Genomic DNA, 22,742 nt, shown 5'->3' on the forward strand with positions numbered 1-22,742 from the left:
GGGGCCTTGTATGTATTGGTTGGCCATGCTGACGATGCTGATTGACCATGTCGGACTTGTGTTTTTTCCGACGGATCCGGCTTGGAGAATTGCCGGCAGACTTGCTTTTCCAATCTATGCCTACGCGCTGTATATGGGGTATACCCGTACCCGAGATATGCGGAGCTATATGCTCCGTCTACTCGGGCTGGCTCTGATTTCTCAGGTGCCCTATATGCTGGCGTTTGATGTATACAGACCGAATGTAATCTGGACGCTACTGGCCTCGTTGCTCGCGCTGGCTGCTGCATCCCGCTTGAAGCATTGGGCGGCTGTAACGGGTCTGTACGTCCTTTCAGCTCTGGTTATGGAGCTCAGCCAGATGGATTACGGAGCCTATGGACTGCTGTTGGTTCTCATTTATCGATACACCGGTTCATACATGATGATTGCAGCCCATTTTGTTTTGAACGTAGTGTATGATATGGTGCATCACGCGAATCTCCAACACTTTAGTCTGCTGTCCAGCATACTGATCGTATGTTTTGCAACTGGAGAAAGCGGATTTTATAGTCGGGTACCGCGCTGGTTGTGGCGTAGCTTTTACCCGGTACATCTGGCTGTTATCGCGACAATTCGCATCTGGCCCTAATCTACATCTCATACAACAAAAGAACCTTTAAAACCACGACATAAATGGTTTTAAAGGTTCTTTTTTATCCTTGAATAAGCTAGCTAACGTTTAGGATACCTTGTTAGGACCTTGGGCAAAAGGAAGTGGGCGAAGGGGAGCACCTTCCTTCATGTATTGCACCAATACTTCCGGAATATTGTGTATTCCACCTGCATTGACGCGATAGCCGTTCGTTTGCCCTGGCGAGTTAATCCCACGTTTCACCGTGAACGTAACATCAATTCCCAAGGAACGGCAAATTTCCAGCGTTTCCTTGGTATACCCACCATATGGGAAAGCAAGTACATTCTGATCATTGTGTAGATGCTTGAACAGCTTCTTGTCAGCCATGCCCAAATCGGTATAAACCCGCTGTTTGAACTCATCCTCGGTTTCCATTCGCCCCAGCTTTTTCGAATACACAGGCCCCATCAGAAGCGGCTTTTGTTTGGTGCGTGCTGTGTTGGAGTACCCGTAAGCATGCTGGTCATTGGTATGATTGTAAAAATCAATGCCTTCGGCATGCATCTGATGAATTTGATCCCATGTCAGCTTTGGAATACCAATGTGTTTGGGATTGCTGATCGTGGACGTAATGAGAAAATTGGTTGCCGGAACCTGATACTTTTTCAACACGGGAAAGGTGTCCGTATAAAAGGACTCATAGCCATCGTCGAATGTCATGAGTACCGCATTATCAGGAACCTTGGCTTTATGTAAAATAAAGTCGGTATACTCTTTCATCGTGATCCAGTGGAAGCCGTTAGCTTTCATTTCGTCCAACTGCCTCGTTAAATTACTAAGCTTGAGAGCGCCGGGATCAGGTGGAGTCTTGGTCACCTCATGATACATCAGGACAATGACTTTGTTTTGGTAATATACTTTATCTGGTGTAGGCGTCAGTGAGAATAAATGGCGTACCAGTCGATCTGCATGAGCTGTACGTGTACGATGAGTCCCTTTAACTGTAGGTGTGTGGTATATGCTACGTGCTTCATACACCAAAATCCCTAAAATAGCCAACAAACTTATGATTAGCAATGTTCTTTTAAAAAAAGTGTGTTTCATTGAATGACATCCCCCGCATGCAAAAAATTCTGAAAGTATAGAGGTTTATACTAAATATGAAACTAGCAAAATCTAGTCTATCATACCGAAAACATGCGGGAGAAATATCACAACTTTGTTACCTCTGTGTTGCTTTTACAGATACCGATGAAGAGGTCGGGAAGTAACCGATCTCGACGGCATGCTGGATCATGTTCCGAATAAAGTTCAGGTCGGTTGCCGGGCATTGAACGCCAGCTTGTTCCAGCAGAGCTGCGGTTACAGAGCATCCGTAACGGTAAGCTGAATCCTTGGCTCCGTCACCTTCCAGTTGTCCCATAGCAAGGTGAAGTGCATCCTCCTGAATGCCGGAAGACGGATTCAGCAGCCAGGCGCTGTAATCGTCAAAAGGCAGGGTTTCTACTGCGTAACCGAGTTGGTTTACCATAGCGATCAGTTCATCATATGGCAATGGGTTCGGATTGCAGATATGGAAAATGCGGTTTGCGCTTTTTTGATGAACGGACAGCTCTACGATAGCACGGCTGGCGTAATCAATCGGTGTGAAGTCCGTATGCCAATCGGCTTGTGGCGCTTTGCCCAGCAGCAGCATCGCCTTCATCATGCGATAATAAGCATTGCTGTCGATATTTCGCTGGAAGCGTCCGTTGGCCGAATGGGCTGTCAAATTACCCGCACGATAGATCGAGACAGGCGTACCCGCTTGAGCTGCTTGGAACAATAGCTTCTCTGCTGCGAGTTTACTGTTCGTGTACAGGTTGTCCACGTTCAATTCGTCTGGGAAGGCAGAAAGCTCCAATGCCGACTCCCATTTTCCTTCGTTTGCAAGATCCTCCGGTATCCCCATAGTGGAGACATGATGGAACGATACTCCCGGCTTGGCTTGGGCGATTTTCAGCAGTTCCAGTGTACCGGTCACATTCGTGCGATCGAAAGCTGCCGAATCACCAAAATGGCGAACGTCAGCGGCGCTGTGAATGATGCCGTCGATTTGGTGCTCCAGCATATGGCGGTCGACGGAAGAGAGACCAAGATCAGCTTGCTCCAGATCCCCATAGACAGCTTTTACCCGTCCTTCGATCAAGCTGGAGATATCTTGTCCAAAATATCCCATCAATACGGACTGAATACGCTCGATACCGGATGGACCGTCCTGAGAAGGGCGTACCATCGCGTATACTTTGGCTTCTGTCCGTTGAAGCAGGTCATACAGAATGTGCGAGCCCAGATAGCCTGTAGCACCGGTCAACAAAATCACGCGCAAGTCGCGGACTTCAGCTAAGTCAGAAGCACCAGACAACTCAATAGGATGCTCATTCAAGTCCATTTTTTCTTGAGAAATCGCAAGTGGCTTGCGTTGCGGCGTTTGTTCCGTACCTAATTGTTCCACATATTCAGCAAGCTCGCGAACGGTTTTGTAGCGGAAAAAATCTCCGATGCGCAGCGCGCCATAGCGCGGCTTTAGAATAGCCAGCACATGAATGACACGAAGCGAATCGCCCCCAATCAGGAAGAAATCATCGGTAGCGCCAATGTTATTTTTACCAAGCACTTGAGTCCATGCTTCGGCAATAAGTGTTTCGGTTCCTTCTCGGAGAGGTTCCCCGCCAAATGAAAGATCAGACGCTTCCGGTAGTGGCCGCAGGGCCAGCTTTTTGCGATCGATCTTGCCAGTTGGTGAAATTGGCATGGCTTCCAGATGAACGACATGGCTTGGTACAAAATAAGAAGGCAGCTTGCCCCCAATATAAGACTGAATAACGTCTTGTGGAATGGATTGTCCATCCGAAGTGGTAAAATAGCCAACTAGCATGTTCTGATCTGTGTGATCTTTGACGGCTACTACAGCGACGTCCTGAACACCTGGATGTTTGGAAAAATGGTCTTCAATTTCTCCAATTTCAATCCGATTCCCCCGAATTTTGAGTTGTGAATCCTTGCGGCTTACGTATTCAATCGTACCATCTGGCAGCAGCTTGGCGATATCACCCGAGCGGTACATTTTTTCACCCGGAACAAAAGGATTGTCCACGAATGATTGGGCTGTACGTTCTGGCTGATGGAGATAGCCATGGGCCAATGCAGGAGTAGCAATGCATACTTCACCCGGAATATTGACAGGGCAAAGCTTGTTATCATCGTTAACGATATACACTTTGTAATTGTAAATAGGCTTGCCGATCGGAATATTGACGACATGCTCAGGCACGGCACCACGGACCCGATGGGTCGTCGTTGCTACGGTGCATTCTGTCGGTCCATATACGTTTACGATGTCGGTATCTGTACCGAATTTGCTTTGGAACGCTCGAACTTGTGAGCCGTACAGCGCTTCTCCTGCCACGGTAACAATCCGTACCTTAGCGAGTTTGCGATAGCCTTCGTCTGACAAGTACGTAGATAGCTGATTAAAGAATACGGTCGGCAAAATGGTAATAATCGTCGTGCCTGTACGTGCAATGGCTTCAGCGAATTCTTCAACAGATACACGTTCTTCGGAAGACAGCAAGTACAATTTTGCACCGTAAAACAAGGCTCCAATTGTATCCCAAACGGATGCATCGAAGCTGTAGGTCGCAAATTGGGTCAATACATCCTGAGGTGTAATGTCGCAATCGCGTTGCACGACAGCTCCTAGGTTAACGACACCGCGGTGAGCGATCAGGGCACCTTTCGGTTTGCCTGTAGAGCCGGATGTATAGATGACATAAGCTAGATCATCCGGACTTACATTAACGTTCGGATTGCTTGCAGCATAGCCTGCCAGTGGCCCGTTAATCGCTAAAATTTCTTTTACCGTCTCAATGGAACCGCACAGTTCAGTCGCTTGTTCCATGAGTGCGGAAGTTGTTAAGACAAAAGGAGAACGCGTGTCTTCGACAATGTAGCTACTCCGGTCAGCGGGGTGGGCGGGATCAACAGGTACATATACGCCTCCGGCTTTCAGGATACCAAGCAGTGAAATGACGGTCTCTAAGCTCCGTTCCATGAAGATAGTCACGAATTCACCTTTGGTAAGACCTTTGGATAACAAGACACGTGCGACTTGGTTAGCACGTTCGTTCAACTCACGGTACGTGTACTCTCCAGTGTGTGAAGCAATAGCCGGACGATCAGGGTATTGTGAAGCCGCCTCCTCAAACATTCCATGAATAGTTTGGTGCTCAGGATATTTCACAACTGTATTATTTAAAGCTTCGTGAGCAGCTCGATCCGCATCCGATAATATATCAATGGAATTCACAAGTGCATGGCTGTTGGTTAGCGCGCCACGCAAAAGGGTTTCAAAGTATTCTGCGTATCGGACAACCGTTGTTTCCAGCAAGAGTGATTGATCATAACGTATCTGTATTTGATAAGCGCCATTGTGTTCACTAACAGCCCAGTCCATAATACGGGATTCTACACCGCTGTCCGTAGGCAGATTTGCCGAAAATGAAGTATCGGCTTGTGGTTCCGCAAGGTATGCATTAGGCTCACGGAGCATGTCCTGAAATAAGTCTGCTAGTTCGTGAAAAGTCGTTTCCTTTTCGACTGTCAGCGAAGCTGTAAGCAGACCGGTTTGTGGCACAAATGTAGAAAAAGAAACTTCTTCTTCTGCGGATAGGCGATATACCCATGCAGTATATGCTGATAAGAGCAACGCTTGCTTGTCTTCCGCAGTTTTTTGCTGATTTAATTGTTCCGAGATGGACGCTTCTAACTCTACTTGATAAGTAGAGGATGTATGCTTGCGTTGTATACGTGCACAATCCAAGGGAACTAGGAATGGGGATGGGATTGTCTGTGTGCTGTTTTGTAGTAATGAAGCCATTACGCTAACCTCCTGAATGTATGATGTCTTAATATAAATGATAAACTCAGTAAATGCCTCCGATCCCTTCAAATGCATGAACAGGAGGGAGGCATTACCGAATGATTTACTTATGAAATAAATTTTGGAGTCGATAAATGGTTATTATGATTTGGTACGGTTGGTGTCTGCAATTTTGAAATAAGATGTAATTTCTTGAAGCTCTTCAGACATGGATGTCAATTTATGGGATGAATCAATGATCGAATCCAAAGAAGCTTTTTGTTCCTCCACCGTTCGCACAATGTGAACACTGTTATTGGCTGTTTTGGTTACGGTGGAAGAAAGATCGTCTGCAGTCGCTGTCATTTCCTGTGTACCCGCAGATATTTGCTCAGTAGCACTGGATACTTCTTGGATTTGCCATGCTACATTTTTAGTTGCTTGAAGAATATCATTGAACAGCACGCCTGCTTGTCCGGCAACGACGATTCCGTTTTGAACTTCAACGTTTCCTTGCTCCATTGACTTCACAGCTTGTCCGATTTCACTTTGAATTTCTTCAATCAGGGACGTAATTTGTTTGGTTGCATCCGCAGATTGTTCTGCCAGCTTACGTACTTCACTGGCAACAACGGCAAAGCCTTTACCTTCTTCGCCAACGCGCGCAGCTTCAATAGAAGCGTTCAGAGCGAGCAGGTTGGTTTGACTGGAGATGCCTGAAATGGTACTGATGATATTGCCAATTTCCTGCGAACGACTGTCCAGCAACTTGATGATACGGGAAGTATTGGTTACTGTATCGGTAATCAAGTGCATTTGGGATGATACCTTACCTACAATCTCGTTGCCTTCATTAGAACGTTTCTCTACCGAATTGGCTTCCTCCGCAACATTGGAAGAACTAGTGGCAATATTTTGAATTACCGAAGCCATTTCAGCCATGGCACGTGCACTATCACCTGTTGCTTTTTCCTGCGAACGGATATTCTCCGTGATTTCACTGATGTTTTGATTGATGATGTTGGAATTGATTCCGTTTTGCTCGCAGATTGCGAGTAATTCCTTGGCAGATTCATTGACTTCATCCGTTGTCTGCTTCACTTTGGTCATAATGCTGTTAATATGACTTACCATATTGTTGAAGTTCTGATTCACGAGCCCCAAATCATCATGACCTGCATGAATTTGAACATCCAGATTTCCTCTGCTTACTTCACTGATACCGTACATCAGTTGCTTAATCGGGGACAGCGTGCGTTTCACAACCCAATATTGAAGCGCCAGGCAGATCAGTAGGAAAATCACTAAAATGGTAGCGCCGCTAATGAGCAGCTTGGTCAATCCTGCAGGTACGGCACCGGCATCTGCATCAACTGCAAAATATGCAAAGATTTTGCCACTTGGATCTTTAATCGGAGTCATCAAAGTCGTCCATGTACCAAAAGAATCATCGTAGAAGCTGGTGAATGTTGGTTTGCCACTGTCCAGCATACCGGTTACGCCTACTGCTACGACATTGGGTTGCTCGTACATGGAGCCAACGAGCAGCTTATCTTTTTCAAATGCTTCTCTGAGATCCGTTGGCATCGCCACAATAGATGTTAGATTGCCATTTTCGAGCTCCGTCCCGAAAATATAAGCATGAGAGATATTTGGATTCGTCGCCATGATGTTATCTAGATACGCGCGGAGTTTGGTTTGAACGGGTCCATCATAATTTTTCTCTTGAACCGCTTGGGTTACTTCATCGGAATTAATGCCCTGGGCCCACTTCAATGTGATTTTTTCCACTTGCCCATGCAATTGGTCTATCAAAATCGTACGTTGGATCAAATAACTGGACACAATAAGGACTAGCCCAATCAATACGATGTTGAAGAAGGATAATAATAAGTTTTTGGTGAAGAATGATAAGCTACTCCACTTTTTCAAAATGTTCCACTCCCTGGTTGTATTTTTGTATATGGTGTTGAACCGCTTATCGAATGAGATAATCAAGTCCCCCTTACAAACATATTAATCGAGATCATAGACTCTTGAATTTTAAGTAATAGGTCTTAAGTCCTTTTATAGACAAGTATGATATCCCTATATATATGTCGTACGAAAAGCCCTTGAAATGAATACCTTACACAATAAAAAATTAATTTTTAATAGGTAAACGCTGTCTGTGTTTCAGTATATTCCAATTTATACTTCTACTTGAAATTCGACTTCATTACAGTCCATAAGCAACTATTCAACAGAAACCATCATACTTTATAATAGAGTCAAATGCACTTATCAATTTGGGACATTTTTCATATTTGACGTTGGAAATGCTTGATTTAGCGCGGTTTTTGTGAATTGTTTGCGAAATGAGTCCTTATATCCATGTAAAGAGAAGAGGGATAAGAAGAATGTCCAAGCTTACGATTTTAAAGGTTGAGAGTAATCATGAGGATCTGCATAAGTTGATTCAAAGGCTGGATGAGGACTTGCTGGAAAGGTATCCTGCCGACGAAATTTACTTGGTCGATTTTTCCAATCCGAAAGTTAAAAAAATGGTTTTCGCTGTTGTGTATGTGGACGAAAAACCGGTGGCTTGTGGAGGGCTTAGGCCTATAGATGCGGAAGAAATGGAGCTCAAAAGGTTTTATGTCGATTCCTCTTATCGCAGACAAGGAATTGCGGTGAGTCTATTATCTTTTTTGGAAGAGGAGGCCAGCAAACGAGGAGTTGTAAGAATTAAACTGGAGACCGGAGCGGCTCAACCTGAAGCGATTGCTCTCTATACCAAGCGGGGATACGAACCTATTGAACGGTTTGGGGAGTATGAACACGATGAAAACAGCCTTTGTTATGGTAAAAAGCTGTCTCTGTTATTATAAAGCGTTCTCTTATAAAATGGATGATGATAATACTAGCCTATATAGCGGGAGAGATGATAATGAATTTGAAGCAAAAAGCGGCCGAAAAAGCAGTTGAAGCGATTCAGGACGGTATGAAAGTAGGACTTGGTACAGGCTCGACAGCCTTTTGGGCTATTCAAAAAATCGGTGAGCGTGTAGCACAAGGATTACATATACAGGCTGTAGCTACATCCCAAGCCTCGGAGGATCAGGCCAGGGAGCTGGGAATTCCCATCATTCCGTTTGATCAGATTGGAAGGCTTGACGTTACCATCGACGGTGCAGATGAAGTGAACGAGCAACTGGTACTGGTGAAAGGTGGAGGCGGAGCCCTGCTGAGAGAGAAAATTGTGGAAAGCAATAGCGACCGATTAATCATTATTGTCGATGAGTCCAAGGATGTGAAGGTGCTGGGTGCATTTCCTTTACCCGTTGAGGTCGTACCCTTTGCCAGTGAGTGGACGTTGGAGGCTTTGCGGGGGACGGGCTGTAAAGCAGAATGGCGTATGAAAGACGGCGAGCGCTTCCTTACGGATAATGGTAATTATATTGCCGATTGTCGCTATGGTACGATCGAGAATCCGCAGGAATTGGAAATCCGCTTGAATCAAATTCCGGGTGTAGTCGATAACGGACTGTTCATTAATATGGCGGACCAGGTTATTATCGCACGGGCCAATGGACAGATCGACGTCCGTAACAAGTAATGTCTAGGACCCGCCTGCTTCATCATGTGGCATTGATGTTATTGATTTTATATACAGGGCTTCTATTATATTGGATGTTTCTCGGTTTTGGTCGTACATTACGACCAGGACCCCCGTATTCGTATAATATTGTTCCGTTTGATACGATTAGGCAATACTTGCGGGCAATGGAGTCGTTTCCTTTTCGGGTATGGGGTGTTAATTTGCTCGGTAATATTGGCGTATTTATTCCCTTCGGTATCCTTGTGCCTATCATTGGGGTGTCCATGCGAAGTATAGGCAGTCTGTTGTTAACGATAGTGATCGCACTGGTCATTCTTGAGGTGTCCCAAATGCTACTGGGCGCAGGTACAATGGATGTAGATGACATCATACTGAATGTTCTGGGAGTATTATGCGGCCGTGTTGCCTACGTATTTGTACGTAAGAAGTTAGGGATAACAACATAATCGTCCCGCTCTCTGGATCAGTGCTTTAAGACTGGCTGAGAGCGGGCTTTTTTTACATAATGAACTGTAACCTTCTCATAATAGACGGTAATTCCTCCATTTATAGGCCGTAAGAGCAGGGAAAGGAACGCTTAAACTTGACAAAAGTGCACAATTAAGATATCTTGGAATAAAGATATGAGTAACGGAGGCTGTTAATATGTCTGTAAAACCAGATGATCAGGACTTAGCACTTAATTTGTTCGTTGTTCTGGCTCGTGCTTATAATTCGGTCACGTCCCGTACGAATCGGGACATTCATAGTCATGGATTAAATACAACAGAATTTGGAGTGCTTGATCTGCTGTATTATCGGGGACCACAGCCTTTGCAGAAGATTGGTGAAAAGGTACTAATCTCTAGTGGGAATATTACGTACGTGGTAGATAAACTTCAGAAAAAAAACTTGCTTACCCGTCGTGCATCACAAGATGATCGGCGTGTGATTTATGCAGAATTGACTGATGATGGACGTCATTTCTTTGAGCAAATATTCCCGCAGCATCATCGTGTCATTATGGAGACCGTAGATGGCTTATCTGTGGAAGAGAAAGAGCAGGCTATTCAACTGTTAAAAAAGCTTGGACTAACGGCTGAGGGGCAGAAGAGTAACGGATCATAAATTGTGCATGTGCAGGTTAAATCTGCTTTTAGATAAAATACCGACTTCTCGGTATTTTATTTTTTTGTCGTATTTTGGGGAGTAGGGTTAATGTAGAGACGCAAATCAGGTATAATTGTCTAATAGTCACGTCTGGAACAAATCCCCAGTATCTGTTTCGAATACAATACCTTGTCGGGGAAGGAGCTGTACATGAGTATACAGCAATATACCGCAGGTGAATCGCTATTGATGCAAGCAGGAGCTTTGGCTGAATTAGTTACCCATAAGCAATACGAATTACAGCCCGATCTTTTGCAACGTTTTGGGGATAACGGTAAAATAAAGACAAAACAGGATTCTATATATAGTTTGAACTATTTAGCTGAAAGTGTAATCATGAACAGCCCTATTTTATTTACACAGTATGTTTCCTGGTTAAAAAAGCTTCTGGAGGGTTTCGGCATAACCCAAGAAGATTTGAGCATCAATTTCAGATTAATCCAGGAGACGTTGGTAGAGCACTTCGATCATACGGATAAAACCATGGTGCTGGAGCATCTGGATTTGGGGATACAGCAAATTGGAAAGAAAGAGGAGTATGCCTCTTTTATTACAGATGATAATCCTTATGCTGCTAACGTGGCTCAATATTTGGAATATTTACTTTCAGGTAATCGCAGACAGGCTTTGGATTGGATCGTCCGTTTGCTGGATGAGGGTATCTCTATTCAACATACGTATAAATATATTTTTCAAATTTCGCAATATGAAATAGGGCGTCTATGGCATGAAGGCAAAATCACCGTCGGTCAAGAGCATTTTTGCACTGCCGCGACTCAATTTATTATTTCCAGCCTGTACCCCAGATGGATGGGAAGTGGAAGTAAGGAACGCTGCCTCGTGGCGGCGTGTGTAGGCAGCGAGCAGCATGAATTTGGTCTGCGTATGCTGGCTGATATATTTGAAATGGATGGTTGGGATACGTATTATTTAGGTGCCAATGTACCTAACCGGAGTCTGCTTCAGGCCATTGTGAGTTACAAGGCGGATGTGGTGGCTATCTCAGCTACCATGGCTTACCATGTCCATCTAGTGAAAGAGTTGATTGCTCTCATTCGGCAAGACCCAACTACTAGCCATGTGAAAATTATGGTCGGAGGCTTGCCTTTTAATCTCGATTCCCACTTGTGGCAGGAAGTAGGGGCGGACGGATACGCACCAGGTGCGGAGGAAGCACTGGAGGTTGCAGGTGACTTACTTTCGCTCAGGAAATAAGGTTAGTTTTGTGAACCTGTTAGTCATTTTGTAAAGGGGGCCTTTTAATATGAAGGAACCGACAGCAGAAATGGCTGTCCTGCGGAAAACGGTCGAACAATTAACGGATGAGATTGTGAAAAGCAAGGCTGAGGAAGAAAAGCTGCTGAATGAATTTTCATCAATGAACAACGAACTGGTCAATCTGCAGCGTCAGCTTGCCAAAAGTAATGCGGAATTAACACGGACGAAGGAAGAAGCCGTACGGGCTAATGACCTAAAGAGCACTTTTCTGGCTGTGGTTAGTCATGAATTCAGAACGCCAATGAATGGAATACTTGGAATGATCGAAATGTTAGGTTCATCCAAACTTTCCCCAGATCAACGGCAGGCCATCGGTGTGATACGTGAGTCAGCCTCCCTGTTGTTGAACATGATTAATAATCTGCTTGATATATCCAAAGTGGAAGCAGGACAGATGGAACTGGAGATCGGAAATGTCAGAGTTCAGGCGATTATGAGTCACGTTGCCCAGTTGTTGGAGCCGCAAATCTATCAGATGGGTAACCGGTTGAGTATAGAGACCGATACCAGTGTGGCAGAGCATCTGGAGGGAGATTCGGCAAGGATCATGCAGATCTTGCTCAATCTGTTGAACAATGCGAATAAATTTACGAGTGAAGGATTGCTCATCGTTCGAACAAAATTAGTGGAGGAAACAAAAGATTCCCAACGTGTTCGGTTTGAGGTGCAGGATTCGGGTATTGGGATTTCACCGGAGGATCAGAATAAGCTGTTTCAGCCCTATGTACAGGCCGGTGAAGGAAGCGCCTCCCAATATGGAGGAACGGGTCTGGGGCTATGGATATGCAGTTCATTTGTGGAACTCATGCAGGGAGAAATTGGGGTCGTCAGTGAAGAAGGCCAAGGCTCTACGTTCTGGTTTGAAATTCCCTTCATGAAAGGATCGGAGCAGGCAGACGAAATGGAGAAGCATGAAACTGGTGATTTGAAGGTGTTTAGCGAGTTGCTGCGTGAGCACAGTCATTCTCAAACTATTTTGGTGGCTGAGGATAATCGGGTAAATCGTCAGGTGGTGCAATTACAGCTTAACCACTTGGGATTCCAGCATATTGATTTTGCTGAGGATGGACAAGCTGCTGTAAGAGCGGCCTCCGAACGATCCTACGCTTGTATTCTAATGGATCATCATATGCCTCTGCTGAATGGTCATGATGCGGCGAAAGCGATCCGCCAGCGGGAAGCAGAAAACCAGCAACCACCTGTGCCAATCATTTCTTTGACCGGAAATGTGTCCGAGGAGGATCAGGCACGGGGCCAGGAGGTTGGAGTGAACGATTACTTGATGAAGCCAGTAACGATTGAAAGGCTCTCTGAAAAGCTTGTCAAATGGCTTCCAAAGCCTGAAACCAAGCCGATTTTGGATGAGGAAGTTATACGTGAAATTATGATGCTGGACGAGGATGGCAGCACGGGACTACTGGAGTCATTGGTCGAAATGTATACTAGTGATACACCTGCCAAAATCAATAGGTTAAGAGAACTGGCTGCTGCGGGCGAAGCCACAAAAGTAGTAGAGGCTGCTCATGAGTTGAAATCAGGCAGCGTGAGTCTGGGTGTCGGGCGTTTGTCCTCGTTGCTGTCCGATATTGAACAGCTTGCACGGGAGAACCGACTTGAGAATGCGAAAGCGAAGTTGTCTGCGCTCCAATCTGTCTATCAAGCAACGTGTTTAGAGCTGGAACGCTATATTCACCAGTGCTAGACAGGTTTCCCCCTTGTTAGACTTGCATACGGAAGGAGGACGTAAGAGACATATATGAAAGAACAGTTACGTTCCATTCACCCGCTGGCCTGGACGATTATTGTCGGTACAATTTTTGGACGGATGGCGACATCCATGAGTATCCCATTTTTGTCTATTTACCTTACCACCCGTCTAGGGGTGTCACCCTTTCATACGGGGGTGATCGTTTCGGTCAGCTCGTTGGTCGGCATTTTTGCCAGCTTTTACGGTGGATATATTTCAGATCGAATCGGACGGCGTAAGGTGATGCTGGTGTCCATTGCGAGCTGGGCGCTTGTATTCGTTGCTTTTGCGTTGGCGGAAGCAGCCTGGGCCTTTTTTGTGATTAATGCTCTGAATGGGCTGTGCAGATCCTTGTTCGAGCCAACCTCACGGGCACTGTTATCAGATGTAACCCCGAAGGAGAAAAGACTGCTTATCTACAATATGAGATATGCGGCCATTAATGTTGGTGTGGTGGCAGGGCCGTTGCTTGGTTTAATGTTAGGATCTGCATCCACGGGTACGCCGTTTATGGTAGCTGCTGGTGTGTACGCATTGTACGGGGTACTGTTGTTGATCCAATTTGCCCGGTATGCATCGGATCTGCATATAGGTACAACGGCGGAAGAGGCTCCACTGCGGATGGGCGAGGCATTCCGTACAGCCAGCCGTGATCCGGTGTTTATGCCGATTTTGCTGGGAACGGTATTTTGTGTGATGGGCTATGCTCATTCCAATTCCACAATGCCTCAATTCTTGTCCTTATCCTTCGCAGAAGGAACCCGATGGTTTACATACATGCTGACGGTCAACGCGGTTTGTGTATTGGCATTTCAATATCCGCTGGTGCGATTGGCAAGTCGATTTTCCCCGGTGAATTCCTTGATTGCAGGGAATATATGTATTGCGGTCAGCCTGTTGCTGTGCGGTATGCTAAACTCAGGCTGGATGTTTATACTGGATATGGTGCTGTTTACGGTTGGTGAAGTGTTATTGTTCACGATGTTGGACGTACTGATTGACCAAATTGCAGATGCTCAATATAAAGGGACCTACTTCGGTACAATCGGCTTTAATAATTTGGGAAGCGTGCTGGCTCCTTTATTTGGTGGCTGGTTGCTGGATATCTATGGTCAAACGGCGCCGCTTGCCGTTTTTGTTCCGGTTGCCCTGTCGGTTGTGATTGGCATTCCGTTTCTTCTGGTCGCACGCCGCCGTCTGGCGCAGCGTACAGCACGGATCGCGGCTCAAGGAGGAGAATCGGTGCAGCAACTGTCATCATAAAAAGGGAGTTGAGTGCAGGATGAAGTCGGAAGAAAATGTGCTACGAATCATACAATATATGAATGATCCGCAGGTACTGCAAGACTTGCGATATGTGCGAGAGCTGAAGTTGCCGCAAGGATGTATTGCCGCAGGCTATGTACGTAACCGGGTTTGGGACAAGCTCCATGGCTATACAACTGCTACACCTTTAAACGATATTGATGTTATTTACTTTGACCCGAAAAATACGCTAGAGGAACGAGATGAGTATCTAGAATTGTCCTTGAACCGTAAGCAGGCTGGACGTAACTGGTCTGTCAAAAATCAGGCTCGGATGCATATTCGCAACGGAGAGGCTCCTTATTCCTCGATAGAGGATGCGATGAGCCGCTGGCCAGAGACGGCAACGGCTGTGGCGGTTAGATTGAATGACAAGGATCAAATAGAGGTCATTTGTCCGCATGGATTGGAAGATCTGCTGGATATGCGGGTACGGCAAAGTCCTTTGTTTCGTCACACAACGGCTTTTCGTCAGCGTGTATTTGAGAAGCAGTGGCTTGATAACTGGCCGTTGCTTATTATGGAGAATTAGAGGTAATCCTAATTTCAGGATATTAAGGAGAGACGACATACAATGTTTAAAAATATAAAAACAGATTCAGATCGTGAGGAGGTTCTGGAGCTGTTAACCTACGCTGTGCTGGATCATCCTGAACGCGGAGAAGCAGCTTTACGTACCTATCAAGCCTCGGATGACTGGAAGCTGTTCGGTGTAGAAGATGAAGGACTTATTGTAGGTATTGTTGGCTTTGAGGAGCAGGAGGATGGAACAACCGTAATTCGCCATCTGGCCGTGTTGCCTGAAAACCGTCATAGAGGATATGCCAGAGGCATGCTGCTTACGCTTATCCAGGAGCGTAATCCGAAACGGCTTACTGTGGACACGGATGCGGAGGGGGCAGATTTCTTCCGCAATGTGGGCTTTGCCGTATATGGATCAGAGGATTTGCCGGATGGTGGGCAATTCCATTGTGTATATGAAATAGACGAAGAATAAGCGAATCTCCGGGTCCCGCGTTCCTCTTTCTACATAAGATATGTTATGTAGAAAAAGGGAGGTGGGTTTCATTGGCGTACCACTATACAGCGATTGGAGATTCTTTAACAACAGGTGCGGGGACGTTGCTGAGCGGCGGATTTGTACCTATCTATCGGCGAATGGCAGAAAGACATCTCCGTACGCCAGTCAGTTACGAGAATCTGGGAATCAACGGGCTGACATCGCAGGAGTTGCTGTCAATGGTCCGCAACAATCCGCTTTTTCGGTCGGCGCTCAGCCGGGCTGAACTTATAACGGTAACGATCGGCGGGAATGATCTGCGCCCATACATCAGCGCCCTTGCTGGAGATTCCGGCTTGTCGGGTTCCTCCATTCCGCAAGCCCTGAATCACACAAAAGAACATGTGCGCCAAATTGTACATGCCCTGTATCAGATAAAGTCCGGTCAGCGTGAGCCATTTATCATCCGAATGGTGGGATTATATAATCCTTTTCCAGGGGTAAGGGAGGCGGGAGTATATGTGCGCCAGTACAACTCGTTTCTCTACACATTGGGCGGACCCAATTACCGGGTGGCGAACATTTATCCCGCATTTGAGGGCTATGAACGGGCACTGCTTTCGTTAGACCGGGTGCATCCGAACAGTCGTGGTTATCGTGTGATTGCGGAAGAGCTGAATCGGCTTGGTTATGCGCCGTTACGCTGAGCGTGAGAGGATGCTTGGGATCGGACAAAGTATATTAAAGAAAGAGGTTCATGATGGCAGTAGATCTGACTATCATGAACCTCTTTTTATGCATTTCGGCGTGCTAAATCTCCAATACAGCCTTCAGCTTGGTACAGTCTTCCAGCAACTCGGGCAGCTGTCCCAAAAATAGAAGGAGGGCTTTCACGTGAGCTATTTCCACGTTTTCTTCCGAGAGCTCACGCTGTAATCTGCTTAGGATTTGCACATATTCATTCCGGGTAGCTTCATTTAATTTAGTTTGTTTCAGAACCGTATCTATACGTTGCAGTGCATAGGAGATTTGTTTTCCTTTGGTCCAGATTTGATCAGAATCTTCATAGAATACGGAATCGCGGCCCCACATGATTTGATGTTGAACATCAGGGCTCAACATTCCTTGTGCCAGTATATCCGTAATGCTGACAATAAATTCAGCCAGTGTTTGATGCTCCGTTGAGGACAGTTCTGAATCGCTCATTCGGAAGGAATTAATAATGATACTTTTGATGACAAAATTGATATCGTGCGCATAGTCACGTATAGATTGTCCATAAGCATCAATTAAGAAATCAACCATCACGTTAGACAAATAATGTTCAACACGATCAATGGCTTGTGCGATTTTTTCTTCCTTAGAACCGATTAAAGGGACGGAGTATACCAGCAAATGAACTTTATTCTTATAAATCCGGCCCAGCGCAATCAAATACAGTTGTCTCAACTTTTCACGGGAAGGTAGCTGATGCTTCAAATAAAGTTCTTTAATATCTGCATCAAGAAGTTTTTCAATCAGGACGATTGTCCCCAGCAGCAACTCTTCTTTACTTTGAAAGTATTTATAAAAGGAAGCCTTGACCATCCCGCTTTTGCGGGCAATTTCATCCACCGAGGTGGCATCGTACCCTTTTTCAGAAAACAGGGAAAGGGCGGCATAGATAATATCTTCACTCGTTATTTTTTTCATTGTACCCCCAATTTTTTGCTCTGTCTCTTTAATTTCCAGCGGGCAATAACCATATACAGGGACGGAACCACAAACATCGTAAGAATGGTCGAGTACATCAATCCAAACATAATGGTATACGCCAGCGGTCTAAACATAAGCTCTCCAATAAGCGCAATCGGAATCAGACCGACAATGGCTGTCAGTGAAGTAAGCAATATGGGACGGAAACGCGCTTTGGTCGCTGCAATAACCGCCTCCTTCAGTTCGATCCCTTCACGTCTTGCATCCTCAATAAACTCAATCAGCACAATGCCGTTACGTACGACAATACCTGCCAAGGTCATTAAGCCCAACACGCCCATAAAACTAACCGGCGTATTTAGAATGAACAAGCCAAGAAATCCGCCTGCTGCTGCCATATACACGGTAGTCAATATGATGAGTGGAGTCGAGAAAGAATAAAATTGCAAAAAGATCAGCATGAAGATTAATAGTATGACGACAACATATAACCATCCTATTTCTGATAAAATGTCATCTTGTCCTGAAATCTCGCCCCCAATTTCCCAAGTGTAGCCTGGAGGAAATTTAATATCCTGCAATTTAAGCTTGACATCCTTCATGACTTCGGAAGCTGTACGCCCGTGAACTTCAGCTTCAACAGTAATCGAACGTTTTAAATTATAATGGTTAATTTTTTGTGTTGCAAAGGATGGTTTCAACTCAGCCAATTGAGATAAAGGGATTTGTATACCATTGGCATTGGTCACATTCAATTGCTGAAACAAAATTTCAGGATTTTGATCGGTTTGGCTTAGCTTCAGCTTAATATTGATCAAATCTTTCCCCGTATCAAATCGGCTAAAGCTCACGCCATTACCCATTAACAAGAGTGTACGTGTCAGATCATTATTGCTTACCTGATATTGATCCATCGCTTGTTTGTTGATTTGGAAATCCAACGTATATCCTTCATTTTCCATATTATCTTGTATGTCCTGTGTTCCTCTGGTAGCCATAATGCCTTCTTTTAACTGCTGTGACAACGAACGCAACTGATCTACATCATTGCCTAAAATCCGAATGGAGATCGGCTTACCGAGAGGCACCCCCACTTTAGCTATTTTCAAGGAAATGGATTGACCCGGATAACGATCCTTTAAGATGGAGGGCCATTTGTCTGCCATTTCATCGGGATCAAATGCACCTTCTTCCCCAATAATAGCAATTTGACCCACGGTTGTGCCTGTTTTGGCGTCAGCGGTCATATCTTTAAACAACCGGGGAGCGTCGCCGCCAGCCGCATAACTGATCGTTTCCACATGAGGTTGCTGCTTCACCCATTTGGCAATATCCTCGGTGACCCGCTTGGTTTCTTCTATAGAAGTACCTGTAGGCATACGCACATTAATGCTTAATTCCGGATCGTTGGTTCTGGGGAACAGGTCGATCGGAATCAGAGCAAGTATGCCGTACAGCGTGGTACTGATCAATAATCCTAATGCAGCATATAATCCAGGTTGCTTAATGACTCTCGGAATCAGCTTGCTGGTATATACGTTACGAAGAGCATCAATTTGTTTTCCCAGCAGTCCCGACGGCTTCATGGTGGAGTTGGGCGTTTTTTGATTTCGTTGTCCATACCATTCTCTAAAGATTGGGATGACGGTAAAGGACATGAGCATGGAAGCCAATAACGTAAAGATAACAGCAAACGGTAATGGTTTGATAAGGGAGCCTGCATCGCCTGATAAAAAGAACAGCGGGGCAAAGGAGGCTACAGTTGCCAGGGTTGCGGTCAAAATGGAAATGGAAACTTCTTTCGTTCCATTTAATGCTGCTATCTTGGGACTCTCGCCCAAGGTCATCATTCTGCGTTCAATATTATCATTAACCACCACAGCATCATCGACTAGAATCCCCATTACAATAATTAAGCCAATGACCGTAACCTGATTCAATGTTATTCCGAGCATAGGGAGAATAATGAGACCTATGGCGATTGAAATAGGAATAGCCAGTGCCACAAAAGAGGATGTAATCAGATTCAAGCCCAATGTACATACGATCACAACCGCCGCAATGGCAAACAGCAATTCACGGGTCAAGCCATGAAAAATATGATCAATCCGCTCGGTCTGTGAAAATAACGTATTCAGTTGAAACGTATTAGGCAGATCTGGTTTTAACAACTGCATTTCTTTATTTACTTTGCTATAAATCGTGTCTACGTCAGAGCCGGTATTACCGTTAATCGTCAGCGTAATAGCTGGTTTACCGTTAAAAAAGGCCATATAGCTGCTGGTGTTATGTGTAAGCAATACGGTGCCCACATCACTGAGATACACAGGAGCGCCACTTTCAGTTTTGGAAATAATGACTTTACTCAAATCCTGAGCATTCTTGGACTGCGTCACATTCATTCGGTAGGTACGTTCATTGTAATCCAGATTGCCTATCGGATATTGCTCATTTTCCTTCTGCACTGCACTCATGAGCTGTTCCCAACTGATATGGTACTGCTGGAGCTTTTGAGCATCAATCTGAATCTGAACCTCTTGATCCGGTAATCCCTTGATTGTTACTTCCGATACACCGGGAATGGTTTTTAATTGATCCTTCCATGATATCACCATATCATTTAGTTGATACAATTGCTCCACAGAGTCCCCCGTGATGGCGTAGGAATGGATAAATACTTTATTCAAATCATCGTTAACGACAGGCTTTTGAGCATCTGTGGGCAGAAAAAATTGGGCATCGTTCATTTTTTTGCGTAATGTATCCCAGACTTCTGCGGCATTGGCGTTGCCTTCTGTCTCAATGATAATCGTCGAAAGTCCATTTTCGGATGTAGAAGAAATCTTTTTAATATGATTGATTTCTTTCATTTTTTGTTCCAGAGGCTTCGTGACCGTTTGTTCTACCTTTTGGGGTGTAGCTCCAGGGTAGAGGGTCGTGACCACAGCGGTTTTCTTGATAATATCCGGCGTTTCCTGCCGGGGAAGTTGAGAGACACTATATAGCCCGGCAACAATCGCCATGATAAAAATAAAGAGGGTCAGTTTTTTCTTTTTGATAAAATATGCAATCATTTGCTCGTTCCCCCCATGATCTGAACGAGCAGCCCATCGTAGATCAGGTTTACTCCGGTGGTAACGATACGATCCCCGACATTCAGTCCCTTGGTAATTTCGAGCTTATTGTTGGACATCTGACCGACATTCACGACCGTCTTGACCGCTTTGTTGTTCACCACTTTATAGACAAAAGTATCTGTACCGTTATTAATGACAGCTTTGGCTGGGAGCAAAATTTGCTCACTCTGAGTCAGTTGGCGGCCTGCCTTTATGACTTGTCCCGGGGCCCAATCATGCTGGGGGTTAGGAACAATCACTTCTACGTTGATACTGCCCGTATTGGTGTTGGTGGCCGGATAAATTTTGCTGACCGTTCCTTCTCTGTTCTCATCGTACAGTTGAAGTTGGACTGTCTGACCTTGCTTCCAGTTCGTGATTTCATGATCGGGAACAGGGAGCAGCACCTTGAGCTTGTCGATTTGTCCGATACGATATATCGGCTGTCCAGTGCTCGCCAATTGTCCCACCGTTGCCTTTTTCTCCAGAATAACGCCGGAAATGGGGGCTTTTAAAGCTGTCTTGGAGAGGGAAAGTTCGGCTTGCTTTTTGGCAATGACCGCCTGTTGATATGCCGCAGTTGAGTTATCTCGAGAGGCTTCTGCCTGTTCCTTCGCAGCGATAGCAGCTTCTTTCCCGGCTTGGGCTTGCTGTAGGCTGGATTCTGCCGATTGCCGATCTTCCAATGTTGCTCCCTCCTGGATTAAGGAGAGGGCTTCTTGTGTATCCTCCAGGTCCTTGGTGGCATTGGTCAAAGCGAGCTGCGCATTTTCATAATCGTTTTTGGTTGCAGCTCCCTGATCATATAAAAGCTTGGTGCGTTCAGCGGTAGCCTGTGCTTTAGTCAAAGCGGACTGTGCTCTTTGCACTTTGGTACGGACCTGTGCCCTTTCCTGCTCACGGGCACCCTTGTTCACTTTGTTAACTCCAGCTTGAGCTGCTGCCTTTTGCGCGTCGGCGGATTGAATGGAGGCATCTGCACTTGAAATGGCAGCTGTAGCATTTTTGATACCTGCCTGTGCTTCAAGAATAGCTGTACTAGCCTGCTCCAGTTGTAGCTGGTAGCTGGATGAATCAAGCATCGTCAAGATCTGCCCCTGGGATACGGAGTCTCCCACATTGACTACTGTGTCGCGAATCAGTCCGGATAACTCAAAAGATACGGAGGCATCCTCATAGGGCTGTAGTGTGCCTGAAAGGTCAAAAGAAGCAGACAGCGGTTCTTTTTTAACAACCATCGCTTCCACCTTTTGCTTTTGTTGTTCTGCTGCTTCATTATTACTCGATCCTGTAGATGAGCAAGCTGAGGTGAACAGAAGAATGAATATAGCAGATATGTAGAGACTGGGTTTTAACAAGATGATCATCCTTTCTGTCTTTTTGTACTTTAAAGTTTATATATAAACTCATCAGTTCGTAAACGGATTATATGACCTGATTTGTGGCATGTCAACGACTGATTACAAAAAAATGCCTCAAATTCAGGATGCGAAAGGGAGCCGATTCAGGTCCGTGGAAGTACATGGTAGACAAACGTAAAAACGACCTTTCTCAAAAGAAGAGAAAGGTCGTTAAGAAAATAAATATAGCTGTTTAGCCGATTAATTTACGGAATAAGCTACGTACAGCCCACTTGCGCTCACTTCGTTTGCGGTATTTGGGCAGAGAGCGATAGACGGCAATGGACTGGTTAAAGGCTACAATGGCTTCATCCTTGCGTCCCAGCATACGGTACATCAAGCCTGTCAGATAATAGCCCTCACTGGAAGAAGACTGAATCTCCTGAAATTGCTGCAGATAATGAAGTGACTTATTTACGTCACGTTCTTTGAAAGCAGCGGCTAAATGCAAATAAGGCTCACCGTATTGCACCCGCGGGTTAATGTCCAGTGCTTTCAGTAAATCCTGTTCTCCATCCTCCAGATGGTTTGTGTGAACTTCAGCCGTTCCCCGTGCGTTCCAATAGTCTGCTGATTCTTCATAACGGGATTGAATTTCCAATAACAGCTCCAAAGCCTGAGGATATTTCTTGCTTTCGATCCAGATACGAGCCAAATCGAACTTGGCAGCCACATCGTTGGCGTTTAGCGTAATCTGTTGGCGCAATCGAGCGGCATTGCGTCTTCTTTTCCATGGTTTGCTGATGCTGGGCAATACACCGACAAAGCTGCGATCTAATATATAGATCACGATTAGGAGTACGAGCATTGCCAAAAACGGGTTGCCAAGCAAACTCCATAGTAGAGAGAAAATTAAAAATTTCCCAATCATTCTGCTCCAATCCTCCTGTGCATGTAACAATCCATACTTTCCACATTATAGCATAGGGTCACTT

The 22,742-nt window shown here is 45.3% G+C and carries 18 protein-coding genes; 11 read left to right on the top strand and 7 right to left on the bottom strand.

The window, feature by feature from the left end:
• The first annotated feature begins 10 nt into the window (after positions 1-10).
• Complete coding sequence (locus NSQ58_RS23170; protein ID WP_316243560.1) at positions 11-631, top strand: TraX family protein; 621 nt, start codon at positions 11-13, stop codon at positions 629-631.
• Positions 632-721: 90 nt separating this feature from the next.
• On the opposite strand, the gene NSQ58_RS23175 is transcribed toward NSQ58_RS23170, so the two are convergent.
• From NSQ58_RS23175 to NSQ58_RS23185, 3 genes are all read right to left on the bottom strand, one after another.
• Entirely contained in the window at positions 722-1,720 is a 999-nt protein-coding gene (locus NSQ58_RS23175; RefSeq protein ID WP_068940615.1) for a polysaccharide deacetylase family protein, read from the bottom strand.
• 118 nt (positions 1,721-1,838) lie between these two features.
• The gene (locus tag NSQ58_RS23180; RefSeq protein ID WP_071558901.1) at positions 1,839-5,534 is read right to left on the bottom strand and encodes a non-ribosomal peptide synthetase family protein; all 3,696 of its coding nucleotides are present in this window, start codon (positions 5,532-5,534) and stop codon (positions 1,839-1,841) included.
• A gap of 144 nt (positions 5,535-5,678) precedes the next feature.
• A complete protein-coding gene (locus tag NSQ58_RS23185; protein WP_023988122.1) occupies positions 5,679-7,448 on the bottom strand; it encodes a methyl-accepting chemotaxis protein in 1,770 nt (589 codons plus the stop codon).
• A gap of 467 nt (positions 7,449-7,915) precedes the next feature.
• On the opposite strand from NSQ58_RS23185, the gene NSQ58_RS23190 reads away from it, so the two are divergent.
• The 10 genes from NSQ58_RS23190 (at position 7,916) to NSQ58_RS23235 (ending at position 16,303) form a co-directional block, all read left to right on the top strand.
• A complete protein-coding gene (locus NSQ58_RS23190) occupies positions 7,916-8,386 on the top strand; it encodes a GNAT family N-acetyltransferase (protein WP_028542760.1) in 471 nt (156 codons plus the stop codon).
• Positions 8,387-8,445: 59 nt separating this feature from the next.
• Positions 8,446-9,114, top strand: a complete 669-nt coding sequence (rpiA, locus tag NSQ58_RS23195) for a ribose-5-phosphate isomerase RpiA (RefSeq protein WP_025718577.1) — start codon at positions 8,446-8,448, stop codon at positions 9,112-9,114.
• Positions 9,114-9,563: a VanZ family protein gene (locus NSQ58_RS23200; RefSeq protein ID WP_341058292.1), complete on the top strand. Its 450-nt coding sequence runs from the start codon at positions 9,114-9,116 to the stop codon at positions 9,561-9,563. Before rpiA ends, NSQ58_RS23200 begins: the two co-directional genes overlap by 1 nt.
• Positions 9,564-9,762: 199 nt before the next feature.
• Positions 9,763-10,224 (top strand): MarR family winged helix-turn-helix transcriptional regulator, encoded by a 462-nt coding sequence (locus tag NSQ58_RS23205; protein WP_341058293.1) that lies wholly within the window; start codon positions 9,763-9,765, stop codon positions 10,222-10,224.
• A gap of 192 nt (positions 10,225-10,416) precedes the next feature.
• Positions 10,417-11,481, top strand: a complete 1,065-nt coding sequence (locus tag NSQ58_RS23210) for a cobalamin B12-binding domain-containing protein (protein ID WP_316243564.1) — start codon at positions 10,417-10,419, stop codon at positions 11,479-11,481.
• Between the two features lie 49 nt (positions 11,482-11,530).
• Positions 11,531-13,246 (top strand): ATP-binding protein, encoded by a 1,716-nt coding sequence (locus NSQ58_RS23215; RefSeq protein ID WP_053325213.1) that lies wholly within the window; start codon positions 11,531-11,533, stop codon positions 13,244-13,246.
• A 54-nt stretch (positions 13,247-13,300) separates the two neighbouring features.
• Positions 13,301-14,554, top strand: coding sequence for an MDR family MFS transporter (locus NSQ58_RS23220; RefSeq protein ID WP_341058295.1), 1,254 nt, complete (start codon positions 13,301-13,303; stop codon positions 14,552-14,554).
• Between the two features lie 19 nt (positions 14,555-14,573).
• Positions 14,574-15,128, top strand: a complete 555-nt coding sequence (locus tag NSQ58_RS23225) for a nucleotidyltransferase family protein (RefSeq protein WP_023988129.1) — start codon at positions 14,574-14,576, stop codon at positions 15,126-15,128.
• A 42-nt stretch (positions 15,129-15,170) separates the two neighbouring features.
• On the top strand, positions 15,171-15,593 hold the full coding sequence (locus NSQ58_RS23230) for a GNAT family N-acetyltransferase (protein WP_023988130.1): 423 nt from the start codon (positions 15,171-15,173) through the stop codon (positions 15,591-15,593).
• A 71-nt stretch (positions 15,594-15,664) separates the two neighbouring features.
• Complete coding sequence (locus tag NSQ58_RS23235) at positions 15,665-16,303, top strand: GDSL-type esterase/lipase family protein (RefSeq protein WP_023988131.1); 639 nt, start codon at positions 15,665-15,667, stop codon at positions 16,301-16,303.
• A gap of 103 nt (positions 16,304-16,406) precedes the next feature.
• Here the strand turns inward: NSQ58_RS23235 and NSQ58_RS23240 are convergent, their stop codons facing one another.
• The 4 genes from NSQ58_RS23240 to NSQ58_RS23255 form a co-directional block, all read right to left on the bottom strand.
• A complete protein-coding gene (locus tag NSQ58_RS23240) occupies positions 16,407-17,288 on the bottom strand; it encodes a TetR/AcrR family transcriptional regulator (protein ID WP_023988132.1) in 882 nt (293 codons plus the stop codon).
• The gene (locus NSQ58_RS23245) at positions 17,285-20,365 is read right to left on the bottom strand and encodes an efflux RND transporter permease subunit (RefSeq protein ID WP_160789435.1); all 3,081 of its coding nucleotides are present in this window, start codon (positions 20,363-20,365) and stop codon (positions 17,285-17,287) included. Before NSQ58_RS23245 ends, NSQ58_RS23240 begins: the two co-directional genes overlap by 4 nt.
• A complete protein-coding gene (locus NSQ58_RS23250; RefSeq protein ID WP_445671681.1) occupies positions 20,362-21,774 on the bottom strand; it encodes an efflux RND transporter periplasmic adaptor subunit in 1,413 nt (470 codons plus the stop codon). The genes NSQ58_RS23245 and NSQ58_RS23250 overlap by 4 nt, the downstream gene beginning before the upstream one ends.
• Before the next feature lie 226 nt (positions 21,775-22,000).
• Positions 22,001-22,678: a tetratricopeptide repeat protein gene (locus tag NSQ58_RS23255; RefSeq protein ID WP_254349470.1), complete on the bottom strand. Its 678-nt coding sequence runs from the start codon at positions 22,676-22,678 to the stop codon at positions 22,001-22,003.
• Positions 22,679-22,742 lie beyond the last annotated feature (64 nt).

It is taken from the genome of Paenibacillus sp. FSL M7-0134 (assembly GCF_038007865.1).
Lineage (GTDB): Bacteria > Bacillota > Bacilli > Paenibacillales > Paenibacillaceae > Paenibacillus > Paenibacillus polymyxa_B.